Here is a 14,343-nt window from a genome sequence, read left to right as displayed (position 1 = left end):
ATGGCTGACTACGACTATGACGTCCTCGTGATCGGTGCGGGCCCCGGCGGTTATGTCGCGGCGATCCGTGCCGCGCAGCTCGGCCTGCGCACCGCTTGTGCCGAGTCCCGCGAGACGCTCGGCGGCACTTGCCTCAACGTCGGCTGCATCCCGTCCAAGGCGCTGCTCCATGCGTCGGAGATCTACGAGGAGGCCAAGGGCGGCCACCTCACCAAGTTCGGCATCGATTTCCAGGACGTCACGCTCAACCTCGACCAGATGCACGCCGAGAAGGCCAAGGCCGTCAAGGAACTGACCGGCGGCGTCGAATTCCTGTTCAAGAAGAACAAGGTGACCTGGCTCAAGGGCAAGGCCGCGTTCCAGGACGCGCACACGGTGGAGATCGCCGGCCAGAAGGTCACCGCGAAGAACATCGTCATCGCCACCGGTTCGTCGGTCATGCCGCTCCCCGGCGTCGAGGTCGACCAGAAGACCGTCGTCGACAGCACCGGCGCGCTTGAGATCCCCAAGGTCCCCGAGCACATGGTCGTCATCGGCGGCGGCGTGATCGGCCTCGAACTCGGCTCCGTCTGGCGTCGCCTCGGCGCGAAGGTCACGGTCGTCGAGTTCGTCGACCAGATCCTCCCCGGCTTCGACGGCGAAGTGCGTCGTGAAACCGCCAAGCTCTTCAAGAAGCAGGGCATGGAGCTAAAGCTCTCGACCAAGGTCACCGGCGTGACCGTCGATAACGGCGTCGCGACCGTCACCGTCGAGCCCGCCGCGGGTGGCGCATCCGAGACGCTGACCGCCGACGCGGTGCTCGTCTCGATCGGGCGGAAAGCGAACGTCGACGGCCTCAACCTCGAAGCCATCGGCCTCGACCTCAACAAGCGTGGCCAGATCGAGACCGATCACTCGTTCCGCACCAAGGTCGACGGCGTCTGGGCGATCGGCGACTGCATCCCCGGCCTGATGCTCGCGCACAAGGCCGAGGACGAGGGCGTCGCGGTCGCGGAAAACATTGCCGGCCAGACCGGCATCGTCAACGAGGACGTCATCCCGAGCGTCGTCTACACGATGCCCGAGATCGCCGGCGTCGGCCTGACCGAGGAAGCGGCGAAGGAAAAGACCGAGATCAAGGTCGGCAAGTTCCCGTTCGCCGCCAACAGCCGCGCCAAGACCAACCGCGACACCGACGGCTTCGTGAAGATCATCGCCGACGCCAAGACCGACCGCGTCCTCGGCGTCTGGATCGTCTCGTCGCTGGCGGGAACGCTGATCGCCGAAGCCGCCATCGCAATGGAATTCGGCGCGACCAGCGAAGACATCGCCTACACCTGTCATGCGCATCCGACGCATGCCGAGGCCATTAAAGAGGCGGCGATGGCGGTACAGGGCAAGCCGATACACATCTGAGTACGACCGCGCGAAGGCCGTAGCGCAAGCTACGGCCGAGCACTTGGCGGTCGGACCGGCCGGCGCGGCCAGAAGCCGCGTCCGACGACAGGGGCTTTGCCCCTGTCCGGCCAAGCAGGGCGCAGCTTCCGCGAATGAAGTAAGTTCGAGAGGGCGTCGGTGGCAATCCACCGGCGCCCTCTCTGCGTTTCAGCGCGAGAGTTGAGGGCGGAGGCAGGGGTGGCAAAGGTTGAGTTCGATGGGGGGGATGGATGTTGCCGCAGTTCGCCAGTTCGCCAGTTCGCCAGTTCGCCAGTTCGCCAGTTCGCCCCACGCCCCGTCCGCCCACACCCCCCATCCGTCATCCCGGCGAACGCCGGGACCCACGATTACGGCGGACCCAGTGATATCCCCATCATTACCCGGTCCGCGACCATGGGTCCCGGCGTCCGCCGGGATGACGGATGGGTAGGGGTTGGCGGGTAGCGATGTTAGGAGGTTAGGGGGCAGGGGCGCAATCAAGTGGCAGCGTGAACCGCCGCACGCTCACGATCTGCAAGGTCTTTGACGGCATCACCCACTCCACAGTCCAAGCTTCGCACCCCTCGCATTCCGCCCAACTCACCCCCATCCGTCATCCCGGCGAACGCCGGGACCCACGGTTACGGCGGACCCAACGATATCGCGCCATCATTACGGAGTCCGCGACCATGGGTCCCGGCGTTCGCCGGGATGACGGGGGAGGGGCGCAACAAACGGGCGCAATCTGGAGTGGCATGCACGAAACGCCCGACAACGCCCGTCAAGCCAGAGCCACTCCGCCCCAAACGATACCGCCCGCCTTCTTGTTCTCCCGCGAAGGCGGTAGCCCAGTCTGGGTCCCCGCCTTCGCGGGGTAACATCCTTGGCACGGCCACCGCACCCGCCCTCCGCATCGCCTATCACCTTCAGCGCCCGGCTCCTCATCGCGCCACCCCAAACCCAAAACCCGCAAAGTTCCGCCCCCGGCCCCAACCGGAACCAATCCTTAGCAAAGCCAGCCTATTAGTCCGCGCAACGAACGAACAAGCAGGTCTCCGTGGCGCTCGATCTCTCTACTCTCTACGTCGTCGCAGGCCTCGGCATGCTGGTCGCCGGGTTCATCCACCTCATTCCCCTCGCGACCGGTCGGTTCGGATCATGGGCAGGGCTATGGGGCGCCGGCCACCTAATCGCCGGGTGCGGCGCACTGATGGCGGTTTTGAACGATTGGATCGGCCTTCCCTGGGCCCCCAGCATCGGCAACCCCGCAGTGGTGATGGGCTATGCGCTGATCGCGGGCGCGGCGGTGAAATTTGACCGCCCGGACGCGCGCCTGAAGTTGCTGCTGGTGATCGCCGCGGTGCTGGGCCTGCCCCTGTGGTTCACGCACGACCCGGCGCATTTCCACCTCCGCGTCGCCTATCTCAGCGTCATCCGCGCCGGGTTCGACCTCGTCGTGGTCGTTGTCGCCGTCCGTTTCGCGCGGCGTGACTCGCTCCAGACCGGCTGGATCGTCGCCGCGCTGTTCGCCGTCACCATACCGATGTTCCTCGGCCGCGCGTGGTTGGCGTTTGGCGACCGCATCGGCACGCAACTGACCGGTCGTCACGACGACTTCGGCGCATGGCTTGCGGCCGGCCAGATCGCCTTCATCATCTTCCGTGCTTTCTCGCTGCTGATCCTCCAGGCCGAGCGCGGCCAAAGCCAACTGCTCGATCGAATGGAGCGCGACTGGCTCACCGGCGCGTTCAACCGCGCCGGGTTGGACCGCATCGCGCAGACCTTCGCCGGCCGCCATGCGCCGCGCACGCTGACGGTGATGATGCTCGATCTCGATCGCTTCAAGGCGCTCAACGACACGCTCGGCCACGCCGCCGGCGACGCCGCACTCCGCAGCTTTGCAGAGATCGCCCACGACGCCGTCGGTCGGCAAGGCCACTTGGTCCGTTGGGGCGGCGACGAGTTCGTCTGCGTGTTCCCCAACGTTCCAGCCGAGCAGGCCAGCATCATCGGCAATCGCATTGCGACAGAATTCGCGCAGACCATGGCGCCTCGCATGGGCACCCATGGAACGCTCGGGGTCAGCATCGGCGTCGTCGAGGGCGACCCCGACACGCCGATTGTCGACCTCATCGCCGGCGCAGACCGCGCGATGTACCTCGCAAAGGGCGACCGCCGCCAACCCGCCATCTACATAAAGGCAGCCTGAGCCGCAGGACCGCAATGCCACGCACGGCGTCGCGGTCCTGCATACTCAAGCGGCAGGAGGATCCTTCTTCGCGGTCGGCTTGCCGAACCCGACGAACAACCGCTCCAACCCCACCGTGACCGAGTCCAGCACCTTGGCGAACTCCGGCGGCAGCGCGTTCGTCTCGCTCCGCGGCGGCTCCCGCGTATCCCCGGCAAACGGACCATTGCCCTGCGGCTTGGTCGACTCCGTCGCCACGCCCGGCTCGACCTTCGACGCTGCAGGCTCAGCCTGTGCCGAGGACGAGGCAGGAGAAGGCGGGGCAGGAGGCGTCTGAGGCGTAGGCGGCGTCGGCCGAGCGCTCGACTTCGCGTCATGCTTCGAGATCGCCGTAGCCGCTGCCATCAGCCCCGCTGCGATCATCTGCCGCCCGACCGGCGTCCCCATCTGCCGCGCGATCGTCGCAGCGATCCCCGCGAACGGCGCCCCGCCTTCACGCTTGCGCCCCTCATGCTTCCGGCCTTCGTGCTTGTGCGCGTCATGCTTATGCTCGTCACGCGTATGGCTCTCATGGCCCTCATGGCCAGCACCCGAGTGCCCCTGCGCCGCCGCCATCTCGGCTTCGCGCTCGCGCCGCTTTCGCTCGTCCTTCTTCTTGCCCATGTCGTCCTCTATACCATTCCGCGTCTTTGTGTACGAACAAGATAATACACCGATACCGGAGTGCAACCCCGACGCCTTCGCCCCCGTTCAGCCGTGACGGTCGCTCAGTTGCCGGACCAGGCACCCGGCAATCGCCACGTCACCTTTTGCGTCGCGTGGCTGACCATCGCCCTACCGTCGAAGCCAAGCGCGGGCGTGTAGCGCGCATGCCGCACGATCGCGCTGCAGGCCGCCTTGTCGAGTTCGATCTCGCCGCTGGTCACCACAGGCCGGCAATCGGCAACCCGCCCATCGAGGCCGATCGTCCACAGGACCGTCGACGTCCCCTGCGCACCCTTGCCGACGATCGCCGTCGGGTAATCGTCGGGCCCAATCCAGTATTCGGGCCGCGTCGTCGCCTTGGCAGGCTGGGCGATCCGCGCACGCTCGGTCGGGTCGATCCCCCACTGCTTCGCCGTCGAATCATTGCATTTGGCCAAGGCCTCGAATGCGGCCTTCGCACTGGGCATCGCGAACGCCCAGCCCGGCATCCTGTCCGGGGTGATGCGCAACACGGCATCGGCGGGCAGTGTTTCGAACAACGTGGCATCGACCTGCATACGCGTCATCCGCTTGCCCGAAGCCTGCGTCGGATAACTCTCGTACCGGCTGTCATCAGATCCCCCGCCGACTATGCCGATCTTCGCCTGCCCCAGCCGCATCGTTACGCTACGATCGTTGGTGTAGACCATCAGCTCGAGCGTCGACGCCAGTGGCAGCCGGCGCAGCGCCAGAATCGTCTCCGCCTTGCCGGTGCCATAGGTGCGGCCGAGCATGCAGGCGGTCGCGCCGTAATCGACGTTCCACTTCCCCCCCGGCGTCAACGGCACGGCCGCGGTTGGCTTGGCCAGCGCCGCGGCGGCAGCCAGTCCCAGCATCAGCGGCATCCAAAAATACTCGTCATCGCATCATCCCCTTGCACCCCGTCCCGTTCGTCGGTTCTCCAAAATACGCCGCTCGGTTGCAAGCCGTGTCGACGCCTCGATCGCCCGTCGCGCAATCGGTCGCGCAATCGATCATCGCCGATGAACTGGCAGCCGGCCTCATGCATTCCTATCTCTCCCACTAGTCTCCCGATCAGAACAGAAGTAGAACCAGCCTCATGCTGACCAAGATTTCCGTACGCGGCGCGCGCGAGCACAACCTCAAGGACGTCGACATCGACATCCCCCGCGACACGCTCACGGTGATCACCGGCCTCTCCGGCTCGGGCAAGTCGAGCCTCGCGTTCGACACGATCTACGCCGAGGGTCAGCGCCGCTACGTCGAGAGCCTCAGCGCCTATGCCCGCCAGTTCCTCGAACTGATGCAGAAGCCCGACGTCGACCACATCGAGGGCCTGTCCCCCGCGATCTCGATCGAACAGAAGACGACGTCGCGCAACCCGCGCTCGACCGTCGCGACCGTCACCGAGATCTACGACTACATGCGCCTGCTCTGGGCCCGCGTAGGCATCCCGTACTCGCCCGCCACTGGCGAGCCGATCGCCGCGCAGACCGTGTCGCAGATGGTCGACCGCGTCATGGCGCTCCCCGAAGGCACGCGCCTGTACCTGCTCGCCCCCGTCGTCCGCGGTCGCAAGGGCGAGTACCGCAAGGAACTCGCCGAGTGGCAGAAGGCCGGCTTCGCGCGCGTCCGCATCGACGGCACGATCCACGACATCGACGAAGCCCCCGCGCTCGACAAGAAGTACAAGCACGACATCGAAGTCGTCGTCGACCGCCTCGTCGTCGGCGGCGAGATCGCTACACGGCTCGCGGAATCCTTCGAAACCGCGCTGAAACTCGCCGACGGCCTCGCCTATGTCGACCCCGCCGACCCGGTCGAGCCGCACACGCCAAAGTCGGAAATCCTCGGCAACAACGCCCCAGACGGGCGCATCGTGTTCAGCGAAAAATTCGCCTGCCCGGTCAGCGGCTTCACCATCTCCGAGATCGAGCCGCGCCTGTTCTCGTTCAACGCCCCGCAGGGCGCATGCCCGGCCTGCGACGGCCTCGGCGAGAAGCTGTTGTTCGACGAAGACCTCGTCGTCCCCAACCACATGCTCAGCATCAAGAAGGGCGCGGTCGTCCCCTGGGCGAAATCCAACCCGCCGTCCCCCTATTACATGCAGGTTCTCGGCAGCCTCGCGCGCGAATTCAAGTTCGACATCGAGACCCCCTGGTCCGACCTCCCGCCGGAGGTCCAGAGCACCATCCTGCACGGCTCGAAGGGCAAGCCCGTCACGCTCACCTTCATCGACGGCAAGAAGAAATACGACGTCAGCAAGCCGTTCGAGGGCGTCATCGGCAACCTCAACCGCCGCATGCTGCAGACCGACTCCGCCTGGATGCGCGAGGAACTCAGCAAGTACCAGTCCGCCGCCCCCTGCGAGGTCTGCGGCGGTGCGCGCCTGAAACCCGAGGCACTCGCGGTCAAGATCGCGATGAAGGACATCTCCTACGCCACGCATCTCTCGGTGGTCGACGCGCTCCAGTTCTTCACCGACATGCCGCAGCACCTCGGCGACCAGCAGAACGCGATCGCCGAACGCATCCTCAAGGAGATCGTCGAGCGTCTCGGCTTCCTCAACAATGTCGGCCTAGATTACCTAAACCTCGACCGCACCTCCGGCACGCTCAGCGGCGGCGAAAGCCAGCGCATCCGCCTCGCGTCGCAGATCGGCAGCGGCCTGTCCGGCGTGCTCTACGTCCTCGACGAGCCCTCGATCGGCCTGCACCAGCGCGACAACGACATGCTCCTCAAGACGCTCCGCCGTCTGCGCGATCTCGGCAACACCGTCCTCGTCGTCGAGCATGACGAGGACGCGATCCGCACCGCCGACTACATCATCGACATGGGCCCCGGCGCCGGCGTCCGCGGCGGCCAGGTCGTCGCGCAGGGCACGCTGAAGCAGATCCTCAAGTCGAAGGGCAGCGTCACCGCCGACTACCTCAACGGCACGCGCGAGGTGCCGGTCCCAACCACGCGACGGAAAGGCAACGGCAAGAAGCTCACCGTCCACAACGCGGTCGCCAACAACCTGCGCGGGGTCACCGCCAGCCTGCCGCTCGGCACCTTCACCTGCATCACCGGCGTCTCCGGCTCGGGCAAGTCGAGCTTCACGATCGACACGCTCTACGCCGCCGCCGCACGCGAGCTGAACGGCGCGCGCATCGTCCAGGGCAAGCACGACAAGATCACCGGCCTCCAGTATCTCGACAAGGTCATCGACATCGACCAGTCGCCGATCGGCCGCACCCCGCGCAGCAACCCCGCCACCTACACCGGCAGCTTCACGCAGATCCGCGACTGGTTCGCCGGCCTGCCGGAATCGCAGGCGCGCGGCTACAAGCCCGGCCGCTTCAGCTTCAACGTCAAGGGCGGCCGCTGCGAGGCGTGCCAGGGCGACGGCGTGCTCAAGATCGAGATGCACTTCCTCCCCGACGTCTACGTCACGTGCGACGTCTGCCACGGCGCGCGCTACAATCGCGAGACGCTCGAGGTGAAGTTCAAGGGCCATTCGATCGCCGACGTGCTCGACATGACGGTCGAGGACGCCGCCGAGTTCTTCAAGGCGGTCCCCCCGATCCGCGACAAGATGGCGATGCTGGTCGAGGTCGGTCTCGGCTACGTCAAGGTCGGCCAGCAGGCGACGACGCTCTCGGGCGGCGAAGCGCAACGCGTCAAGCTCGCCAAGGAACTCTCGCGCCGCGCCACCGGCAACACGCTCTACATCCTCGACGAACCCACCACCGGGCTCCATTTCGAGGATGTGCGGAAACTGCTCGAAGTCCTCCACGCGCTGGTCGAGCAAGGCAACACGGTCGTCGTGATCGAACACAATCTCGACGTGATCAAGACCGCCGACTGGGTGCTCGACCTGGGGCCAGAGGGTGGCGTCAAGGGCGGCGAGATCGTCGCGGAGGGGACGCCGGAGAAGGTCGCGAAGGCCAAGGGGAGTTTCACGGGGAAGTATCTGGCTCCGTTGCTGGAGAAACGCGCAGATTGATCTAACTTGGAAATTCGTCCAATTTGAACCTATGTCTAGATAACAACTGACTTTCGGTAGGATCATCGACAGATGTTGATCACGTTAAAATTTGAAGGCGTGATATGGCAAAGCGAATAAGTGTAATAAATTTTAAAGGTGGAGTCGGGAAAACGACTCTCGCGTTTGAACTGGCGGCTGGCCTCGCACGCTATCACAAGCCTGCCCGAGTACTGGCGGTCGATATGGACCATCAAAGCAGCCTCTCCATATTATGCTTAGGTGCTACCGGTTGGGACTCGGTCGTGGCATCCGGTAACGTTGTGGATAAGGTTTTTAGATCGTTCGTAGCGGAAGGTGCCACACTCCCAGGTCGCGAAATCATATATCAAACAGCGCTCAAGCAAAATCATTACGGAAATCTGCATGTCGTTCCGGCTAGTTTGCAGTTAGATGACATCGAAATTGATCTGACGGCAACTCATAGGGGTAATGCTATTCAATCAGAATGGAATAAGCGAACCTTGATGTGTCGTTGGTTAGAGCAAACTGGGGTTGATCAAGATTATGATTATATCATTTTCGATTGCCCGCCGGCTACCAAGATTGTTTCGCAGAATGCCATTGCTGCGAGTCATGGATATGTATTACCAGTAGTTCCTGAAGCTGTAATGGAGCGAGGTGCGCCGCATCTGGCGCAGATGGTGCGAACCGGCATCGACGCTAAACTTAACGCAATTGCTGGATTTGGTGATCCTCGCCCTATATTCGTTTCAGAGACAAAGTTGGTTGGTGTCGTTATTACAAGAATTCAATCTTCTGGTGGATATTCGGGGTATACCGACGATCACACTCAACATCTCAACTCGCTTCAGAGGCGGTGGGGGGCAGATTTGCTTACACCTTATATCCCGTACGGAACCGGGGTTTCCCAGACGTTGTCCGTCGGTGTGCCGGTTTACGATTGGGCGTCGACGCAAAACATTGGCAATCGTGGTATTCATCGGGCATATCGCGAGCTGACCGAGGCCCTCAAATTGCGAATAGATGCGCTCTAATGACTGTGGAACATTCGTCTTTTTTAGCCGAGAATGAAGTGACGGCGCTCGATCTTGCCAGATTGATACGGCGAATGTCTCACATATTTGACATGAACGACCTAGGTAATTCAAATACGAGCGATGCTCTTATGCATCTGTCCGAGTATTTGAGCTCACTGGGTAGTGTTTACATCAAAGATCTACCCTTATCTGAAAGGCCGCCGCGTCAGGCAGGTGGAAAGCTGGGTATAGATTATGGTAGTATGCCACTGGTTGAAGTGAAGCGCATCTTGGACCAGGACAATTGGTCGAAGTCTAGATTGGTTCAACTGGCTAGGACGAGATTTGGTATGCCAGAATCTCGATTGCGGCGTCTTACTTTGTCCGAGGTTTTTGATACGGTCCGTGCGGCAGCGGCCCATGAAGACTCCTTGGATATTATCGAAAGGAATGCGGCCGCAAGTGGACAAGCTAGGAATTCTTAGTTCTGGCTTAGGCCGGTGAGTTTAGGCCGGTTTCGGATAAGATCGCTGCCCGCAAAGCCGCATTGATCCGCCCCTGCCACCCCGGCCCGCCCTCGCGGAACTTCGCCAGCACATCCGGGTCGAGCCGCAACGTGACCTGCTGCTTGGCCCGGTCGCGCAGCGGCGGGCGGCCCTTTACGACGCCGTTTGGTCCCATATAGCCCGTCGCCGGCCGGATCACCTTCCCGCCGACCGCTAGCTTGGCATGTTCGAACATCTCGTCCGTCCACTCCGGCGCGTCGTCGTTCGGACCAAGAGAGGTAGCGCTCAAATCGCGTGCGTTCTCGGGCATTGGCCTTCCTCATCGATATGACGCGCCGACCGTTTTCGGCATCGACCCATATTACCACGACCATGCGATCTTCGAGCATGCCGATCGTCGAATAGCGCCGCTCGGGATACGCAACGCGCTCGTCCTCGAACTCGAACACCGTCCCTGCAAACACCTTGCCCGCATCGGCGAAGTCCAGACCTCGCTCCGCCAGCGTCCAAGCGCGCTTTACTGGGTCGAAGCTGATCTCCACATCCGACCCTTTATGTAACTACAACAATGCCGCCGCCAATGAGAGCATAGTGTGGCATCACACTCAGTAGGGGTAATCGCATCGGTAACGGACGCATCTCGGTCGCCAGTGCAAAGCGGAACCCCTGCCACCGACCGTCCGTTTCCGAGGCTGCATCAAAGGACATTCCCATGACCAAGCCTCACCCGCACAAGCCCGCCCCTAGCCCCAAGCCAAACGCCAAGACGTTCGGCATCAACGCGCTTTCGATCGGGGCCGCGGCGATCGGTCTCGGGGGTGCGTTGCTGGCGGTGTTCCTGCGTTCGAGAGCCAACCCCGCCGAGCATGCCGCGCCCGATCTCGCGCTCGACAAGCCCCGCCCGGGTGCGACCGATCGCGCGCCGGACGCCTTCCGCCCCGATCCCACCGCGGTCCCCACCAAGGCCGAGCGCGAGTCGCTCCGCCCCGCCACCGGCCCGGCCCCGTCGTTCGCCGCGGATCGCGGTTCGACGCTCGGCTGAGGCATCCGGACAGGCGGAGCAGGAGAGGGGGGGATGCGCCCAATCGGCCGCCCGGCGCGTCCGGCGTGTTACCCGGCTCTAGCGGCGCTGCACCCATAAGTCCGCACGGGCGTTATCGCCGCGTCACATTACACGAACGGAGACCCCCATGAGCATCTTCAGCAAGATCAAGTCCGCCATCTTCGGTGAGCACGGCCCGCTCGGCAGCGGCCATTTCGGCACGCCCAAGGCCGATGCGCCTGCACCGGCACCAGCGCCGCAGACCACTGCCGCTCAGCCAGCACCGACGCCCGCCGCCCCGACTCCGCAGGCAGCGCCTGCCGCACCCGCCCAGGCGGTCGACGTCGAGGCCGTCCTCTCGGGTATCGCCGCTAAGAAGGGGTCGGATCTCAACTGGCGCACTTCGATCGTCGATCTGATGAAGCTGCTCGATCTCGATTCGAGCCTCGACAACCGCAAGGAACTCGCCACCGAGCTCGGCTACACCGGTGCGAAGGACGGCAGCGCAGAGATGAACATGTGGCTGATTAAGGCCGTGATGCGCGAACTGGAGAAGAACGGCGGCACCGTGCCCGCCAACCTCAAGGATTGATGCAGGTTTGGCGTCGGCAACCAAATGCCGGCGCCGATCATTACGCTTCCAGTATCAACCCTATGAAAGGACACGAAATGCGCGTTGCGATGCTGGGCCTGCTGGCCGCCTCTACCATGGTCGCCGGTTGCGTCGGCGACGGGGGCAGCCGCTACGGCGTCGACCCGCGCTATCGCTCCTACGACTATAACCGCGTCGACCCCGCATACGGCGGCTACGATGCCGGCCGCTATTACCGCGACGATGCGCGGTATCGCGAGCGCCGCCTGTCGCGCAACGACCGCGTCTATCGCGGCAACGACGGCCGTTACTATTGCCGCCGCAACGACGGCACCACCGGCCTGATCGTCGGCGGAGTCGCAGGCGGCGTGCTTGGTAACGTCATCGCGCCGGGCGGCTCGGGCCTGCTCGGCACCGTCCTTGGGGCAGCCGGCGGTGCGCTTGCCGGGCGTGCGGTCGATCGCTCCAGCAACGATACGCGCTGCCGTTAAATCCTTCGACCGGCACCGAAATATCGGTGCCGGTCGTTTGAAATTCTCGCCGTCAGCTTCGGCATGCGCGAGAATATTATCTGCGGAAATCGACGCAGTTCTTGACCCATTTTACCGGCAAGATTTGCAATTCCGGCGGTGTTGGCCCATATAGCGCTCAGCTACAGTCGCATATCGACGGTTCTTGGCGCTTTGCGGCACCTTTCTCCTTCTTTCCCTGCTCCGCGGCACGGGTCGCCCGAACGTCGGGTTACTCTCTACTAAGAAGGAGCCACTTCATGGCTATCACCGGAACCGTCAAGTTTTTCAACGCCGACAAGGGCTATGGCTTCATCGCGCCGGATGGCGGCGGCAACGATGCATTCGTGCACATCACCGCGGTCGAGCGCGCCGGCATGCCGACGCTGAACCAGAACCAGCGCGTCACCTACGAGCTCGAGCCCGACAAGCGTGGCAAGCAGTCGGCCGTGAACCTCCAGCCAGCCGATTGATCTCGTTGGCGGATTACGGTCCGCCAACCTGATCTCGGTTGCGGTGCGGCGGTCTTCGGATCGCCGCACCACCCTTTCCAGTTTCCCGCAGGAGCGCACCAGCATGGCCGATAATCCAGAATTTTACCGGGCCCGCGCTGATGAAGAGCGTCGCAATGGCGATGCTGCCCTCCTCGACAATGTCCGCGACCGGTGTCGCCGCGCCGAAAAGGCCTGGGACGAAATGGCCTCACGCGCCGAACGTACGCAAGTCCTGCGCGCCGCGCGCGAAGCCGCGCCCCCCGGTGGCGAGCGTATGATGATTGGCACGCCGTCGATGGTAGCCGCCGAATAGGCAGCGCATCACCGTTCAGGTAAAATCGATCGCAAGCGTTTAAAAGCCCGACAGCAGGAATGCTGGCGGGTTTTTCTTTGTCCGACGCCGGCGATACCATATCTTGGCCATCGTACCGCCTAAGCTCGCTGGACGCCTCCGCCTATTTCAACGGCTTACCCGAGTCTTTCCACCGATCGAGGATCTGTGATTCCGGGGGCAGCATGTCCGTCGTTACCGGTGTCGCCGGCTTGGCGTAGGCTGGCTTGGCGGTTGTCGGCTTGGTTTCCGCCAGCACGATTGGCGCGACCGGCACCGCGGTCGCCGCCGCGGCAGTTCCTGCCGCCGCGATCGTCTCGGGCGTAGGCGGTGCGGACGGGAGCAGCGTCACGTGTGGCCCCGGTACCGGTTCGCCGCCCGCATAGCGCTGATTGAACGCTGCGGACGTTCCCCAATAGCCTTTCCAGCGATGGAAGAAGTGCGCGCCAACGACGTCGGTCATCACCAGCGCCCGGTTCCACGCGGGCGTTACCGCGTAGGTGTGGTAATGCGTGGCCAGCCCGACCGGTGCGTAGACATAGCCCGCCAACGCCATCCCCGCCGCCCGCGCCGCGCGCATCCATGCCGCCCGCGCCGGCATGCGCGCGAGTGCGCCGTCGCACGCAAAGCTGAACTGGCAGCCGGCATGCTCGGAGCCCTGATACACCACGCCGCACACGGTCCCCGGAAATGCCGGATGGCGCACGCGGTTGAGGATGACCTGCGCCACCGCCCGCTGCCCCGCGTCCGGCTCGGAAGCGGCTTCGTAATAGATCGCAGCGGTAAGGCATTGCAGCGCGCGATCACGGTCGAGCGCCGACGCACTCGCCATCGAAAACGGCCGTGCGGGCACGACGCCAGTATCTGGCACCACGCCAGCGGGGATCGGTAGGTCGGGCAAATTGATCGTTCCGGTCACACCAGCGGCCGGCGCTGCGGTTTCCTGGTCGGCCAACTGCATCGGGCTCGTAACCGCGGGTGCATTTGAAACCACCGCCGCCCGATCGCGGGTCGCATTACGCGCAGAGATATTCCGGAGCGCAGCGTGCGCAGAAATGCCAGCGCCGATAACCAGCATGATGGCGACCATTGCCAACCAGATGCGGCGAATTAGCCGAACCGTCTGCACCCTGACACGCACTCTGCTACCCCATCTTGCTGGAACGAGCCGCATGCCCCTGTCCCTGACCAACGCCTACCGAATAGCCTATTTCCCTCCCTCGATCCCGCCCGGATTTTGGTCGTCCCGCCGCGGGACGATATGGACGTCGAAGCTTGGAAGAGCGCAATTCCGGATCATGCCATAGGATAAGCTACGTTTCGGTTGAGAACGTCAGATCCTTCGTTTTCGCCATCATGCCGGACCTTTCAGCGACATGGTTAAGAGGATCGCTTCGGAACGTATCTCGCGGCAAAATCGAGGAAGTTTGTTCGTACAACTATCGACCATAATCTAAGAGGCGTTCGTGCCCGCCGGACAAGTCCTTCCGGATACCGCCAGGCTGCTAATTGGCCGGTGGGCAACTGATCAAGATGGTATTTCCTTGCCCATCTGCGCGGCTATCGGCCGACCA

At 63.6% G+C, this 14,343-nt stretch carries 13 protein-coding genes and 1 pseudogene; 9 read left to right on the top strand and 5 right to left on the bottom strand.

The window, feature by feature from the left end; all coding sequences use genetic code 11:
- Both lpdA and O6W96_RS06765 read left to right on the top strand, forming a co-directional pair.
- Positions 1-1,395 (top strand): dihydrolipoyl dehydrogenase, encoded by a 1,395-nt coding sequence (gene lpdA, locus O6W96_RS06770; RefSeq protein ID WP_353468844.1) that lies wholly within the window; start codon positions 1-3, stop codon positions 1,393-1,395.
- Positions 1,396-2,452: 1,057 nt separating this feature from the next.
- Positions 2,453-3,604, top strand: a complete 1,152-nt coding sequence (locus tag O6W96_RS06765; protein WP_353468843.1) for a GGDEF domain-containing protein — start codon at positions 2,453-2,455, stop codon at positions 3,602-3,604.
- A gap of 45 nt (positions 3,605-3,649) precedes the next feature.
- Here O6W96_RS06765 and O6W96_RS06760 read toward each other — a convergent pair whose 3' ends face one another.
- Together O6W96_RS06760 and O6W96_RS06755 are read right to left on the bottom strand one after the other, a co-directional pair.
- Positions 3,650-4,246 (bottom strand): hypothetical protein, encoded by a 597-nt coding sequence (locus O6W96_RS06760; protein WP_353468842.1) that lies wholly within the window; start codon positions 4,244-4,246, stop codon positions 3,650-3,652.
- Between the two features lie 104 nt (positions 4,247-4,350).
- Positions 4,351-5,163: an energy transducer TonB gene (locus O6W96_RS06755; RefSeq protein WP_353468841.1), complete on the bottom strand. Its 813-nt coding sequence runs from the start codon at positions 5,161-5,163 to the stop codon at positions 4,351-4,353.
- A gap of 224 nt (positions 5,164-5,387) precedes the next feature.
- Here O6W96_RS06755 and uvrA point away from each other — a divergent pair, with 224 nt between their 5' ends.
- Together uvrA and O6W96_RS06745 are read left to right on the top strand one after the other, a co-directional pair.
- Positions 5,388-8,276, top strand: a complete 2,889-nt coding sequence (uvrA, locus tag O6W96_RS06750; protein ID WP_353468840.1) for an excinuclease ABC subunit UvrA — start codon at positions 5,388-5,390, stop codon at positions 8,274-8,276.
- A gap of 104 nt (positions 8,277-8,380) precedes the next feature.
- Positions 8,381-9,313 (top strand): ParA family protein, encoded by a 933-nt coding sequence (locus O6W96_RS06745; protein WP_353468839.1) that lies wholly within the window; start codon positions 8,381-8,383, stop codon positions 9,311-9,313.
- 474 nt (positions 9,314-9,787) lie between these two features.
- On the opposite strand, the gene O6W96_RS06740 is transcribed toward O6W96_RS06745, so the two are convergent.
- Both O6W96_RS06740 and O6W96_RS06735 read right to left on the bottom strand, forming a co-directional pair.
- Complete coding sequence (locus tag O6W96_RS06740) at positions 9,788-10,111, bottom strand: BrnA antitoxin family protein (protein WP_353468838.1); 324 nt, start codon at positions 10,109-10,111, stop codon at positions 9,788-9,790.
- Positions 10,112-10,160: 49 nt separating this feature from the next.
- Positions 10,161-10,343, bottom strand: a pseudogene (locus O6W96_RS06735) (BrnT family toxin); the annotation flags it as partial.
- Between the two features lie 170 nt (positions 10,344-10,513).
- On the opposite strand from O6W96_RS06735, the gene O6W96_RS06730 reads away from it, so the two are divergent.
- The 5 genes from O6W96_RS06730 to O6W96_RS06710 all read left to right on the top strand — a co-directional run bounded on the left by O6W96_RS06730 (position 10,514) and on the right by O6W96_RS06710 (position 12,751).
- Entirely contained in the window at positions 10,514-10,843 is a 330-nt protein-coding gene (locus tag O6W96_RS06730; protein WP_353468837.1) for a hypothetical protein, read from the top strand.
- Between the two features lie 148 nt (positions 10,844-10,991).
- Positions 10,992-11,435, top strand: coding sequence for a DUF3597 domain-containing protein (locus tag O6W96_RS06725; protein WP_353468835.1), 444 nt, complete (start codon positions 10,992-10,994; stop codon positions 11,433-11,435).
- Between the two features lie 77 nt (positions 11,436-11,512).
- Positions 11,513-11,926, top strand: coding sequence for a glycine zipper 2TM domain-containing protein (locus O6W96_RS06720; RefSeq protein WP_156362209.1), 414 nt, complete (start codon positions 11,513-11,515; stop codon positions 11,924-11,926).
- A 278-nt stretch (positions 11,927-12,204) separates the two neighbouring features.
- Positions 12,205-12,417: a cold-shock protein gene (locus tag O6W96_RS06715; protein ID WP_031394996.1), complete on the top strand. Its 213-nt coding sequence runs from the start codon at positions 12,205-12,207 to the stop codon at positions 12,415-12,417.
- Positions 12,418-12,520: 103 nt separating this feature from the next.
- Positions 12,521-12,751 (top strand): hypothetical protein, encoded by a 231-nt coding sequence (locus tag O6W96_RS06710; protein WP_353468833.1) that lies wholly within the window; start codon positions 12,521-12,523, stop codon positions 12,749-12,751.
- 142 nt (positions 12,752-12,893) lie between these two features.
- Here the strand turns inward: O6W96_RS06710 and O6W96_RS06705 are convergent, their stop codons facing one another.
- Entirely contained in the window at positions 12,894-13,859 is a 966-nt protein-coding gene (locus O6W96_RS06705) for a cell wall hydrolase (RefSeq protein ID WP_353468832.1), read from the bottom strand.
- Positions 13,860-14,343 lie beyond the last annotated feature (484 nt).

Source organism: Sphingomonas faeni (assembly GCF_040407495.1).
Classification (GTDB): Bacteria; Pseudomonadota; Alphaproteobacteria; order Sphingomonadales; family Sphingomonadaceae; genus Sphingomonas; species Sphingomonas faeni_D.
Note: the sequence above shows the minus strand (reverse complement) of the source record. Positions and strands in the feature narration are given on the sequence as shown.

Bases quoted from the DNA above. Each gene is read 5' to 3' on its own strand.
- uvrA (WP_353468840.1), top strand. From the start codon at position 5,388: ATGCTGACCAAGATTTCCGTACGCGGCGCGCGCGAGCACAACCTCAAG.
- O6W96_RS06745 (WP_353468839.1), top strand. From the start codon at position 8,381: ATGGCAAAGCGAATAAGTGTAATAAATTTTAAAGGTGGAGTCGGGAAA.
- O6W96_RS06720 (WP_156362209.1), top strand. From the start codon at position 11,513: ATGCGCGTTGCGATGCTGGGCCTGCTGGCCGCCTCTACCATGGTCGCC.
- O6W96_RS06710 (WP_353468833.1), top strand. From the start codon at position 12,521: ATGGCCGATAATCCAGAATTTTACCGGGCCCGCGCTGATGAAGAGCGT.
- O6W96_RS06705 (WP_353468832.1), bottom strand. From the start codon at position 13,859: ATGGTCGCCATCATGCTGGTTATCGGCGCTGGCATTTCTGCGCACGCT.
- O6W96_RS06740 (WP_353468838.1), bottom strand. From the start codon at position 10,111: ATGCCCGAGAACGCACGCGATTTGAGCGCTACCTCTCTTGGTCCGAAC.
- O6W96_RS06730 (WP_353468837.1), top strand. From the start codon at position 10,514: ATGACCAAGCCTCACCCGCACAAGCCCGCCCCTAGCCCCAAGCCAAAC.
- O6W96_RS06755 (WP_353468841.1), bottom strand. From the start codon at position 5,163: ATGCTGGGACTGGCTGCCGCCGCGGCGCTGGCCAAGCCAACCGCGGCC.
- O6W96_RS06760 (WP_353468842.1), bottom strand. From the start codon at position 4,246: ATGGGCAAGAAGAAGGACGAGCGAAAGCGGCGCGAGCGCGAAGCCGAG.
- O6W96_RS06715 (WP_031394996.1), top strand. From the start codon at position 12,205: ATGGCTATCACCGGAACCGTCAAGTTTTTCAACGCCGACAAGGGCTAT.
- lpdA (WP_353468844.1), top strand. From the start codon at position 1: ATGGCTGACTACGACTATGACGTCCTCGTGATCGGTGCGGGCCCCGGC.
- O6W96_RS06725 (WP_353468835.1), top strand. From the start codon at position 10,992: ATGAGCATCTTCAGCAAGATCAAGTCCGCCATCTTCGGTGAGCACGGC.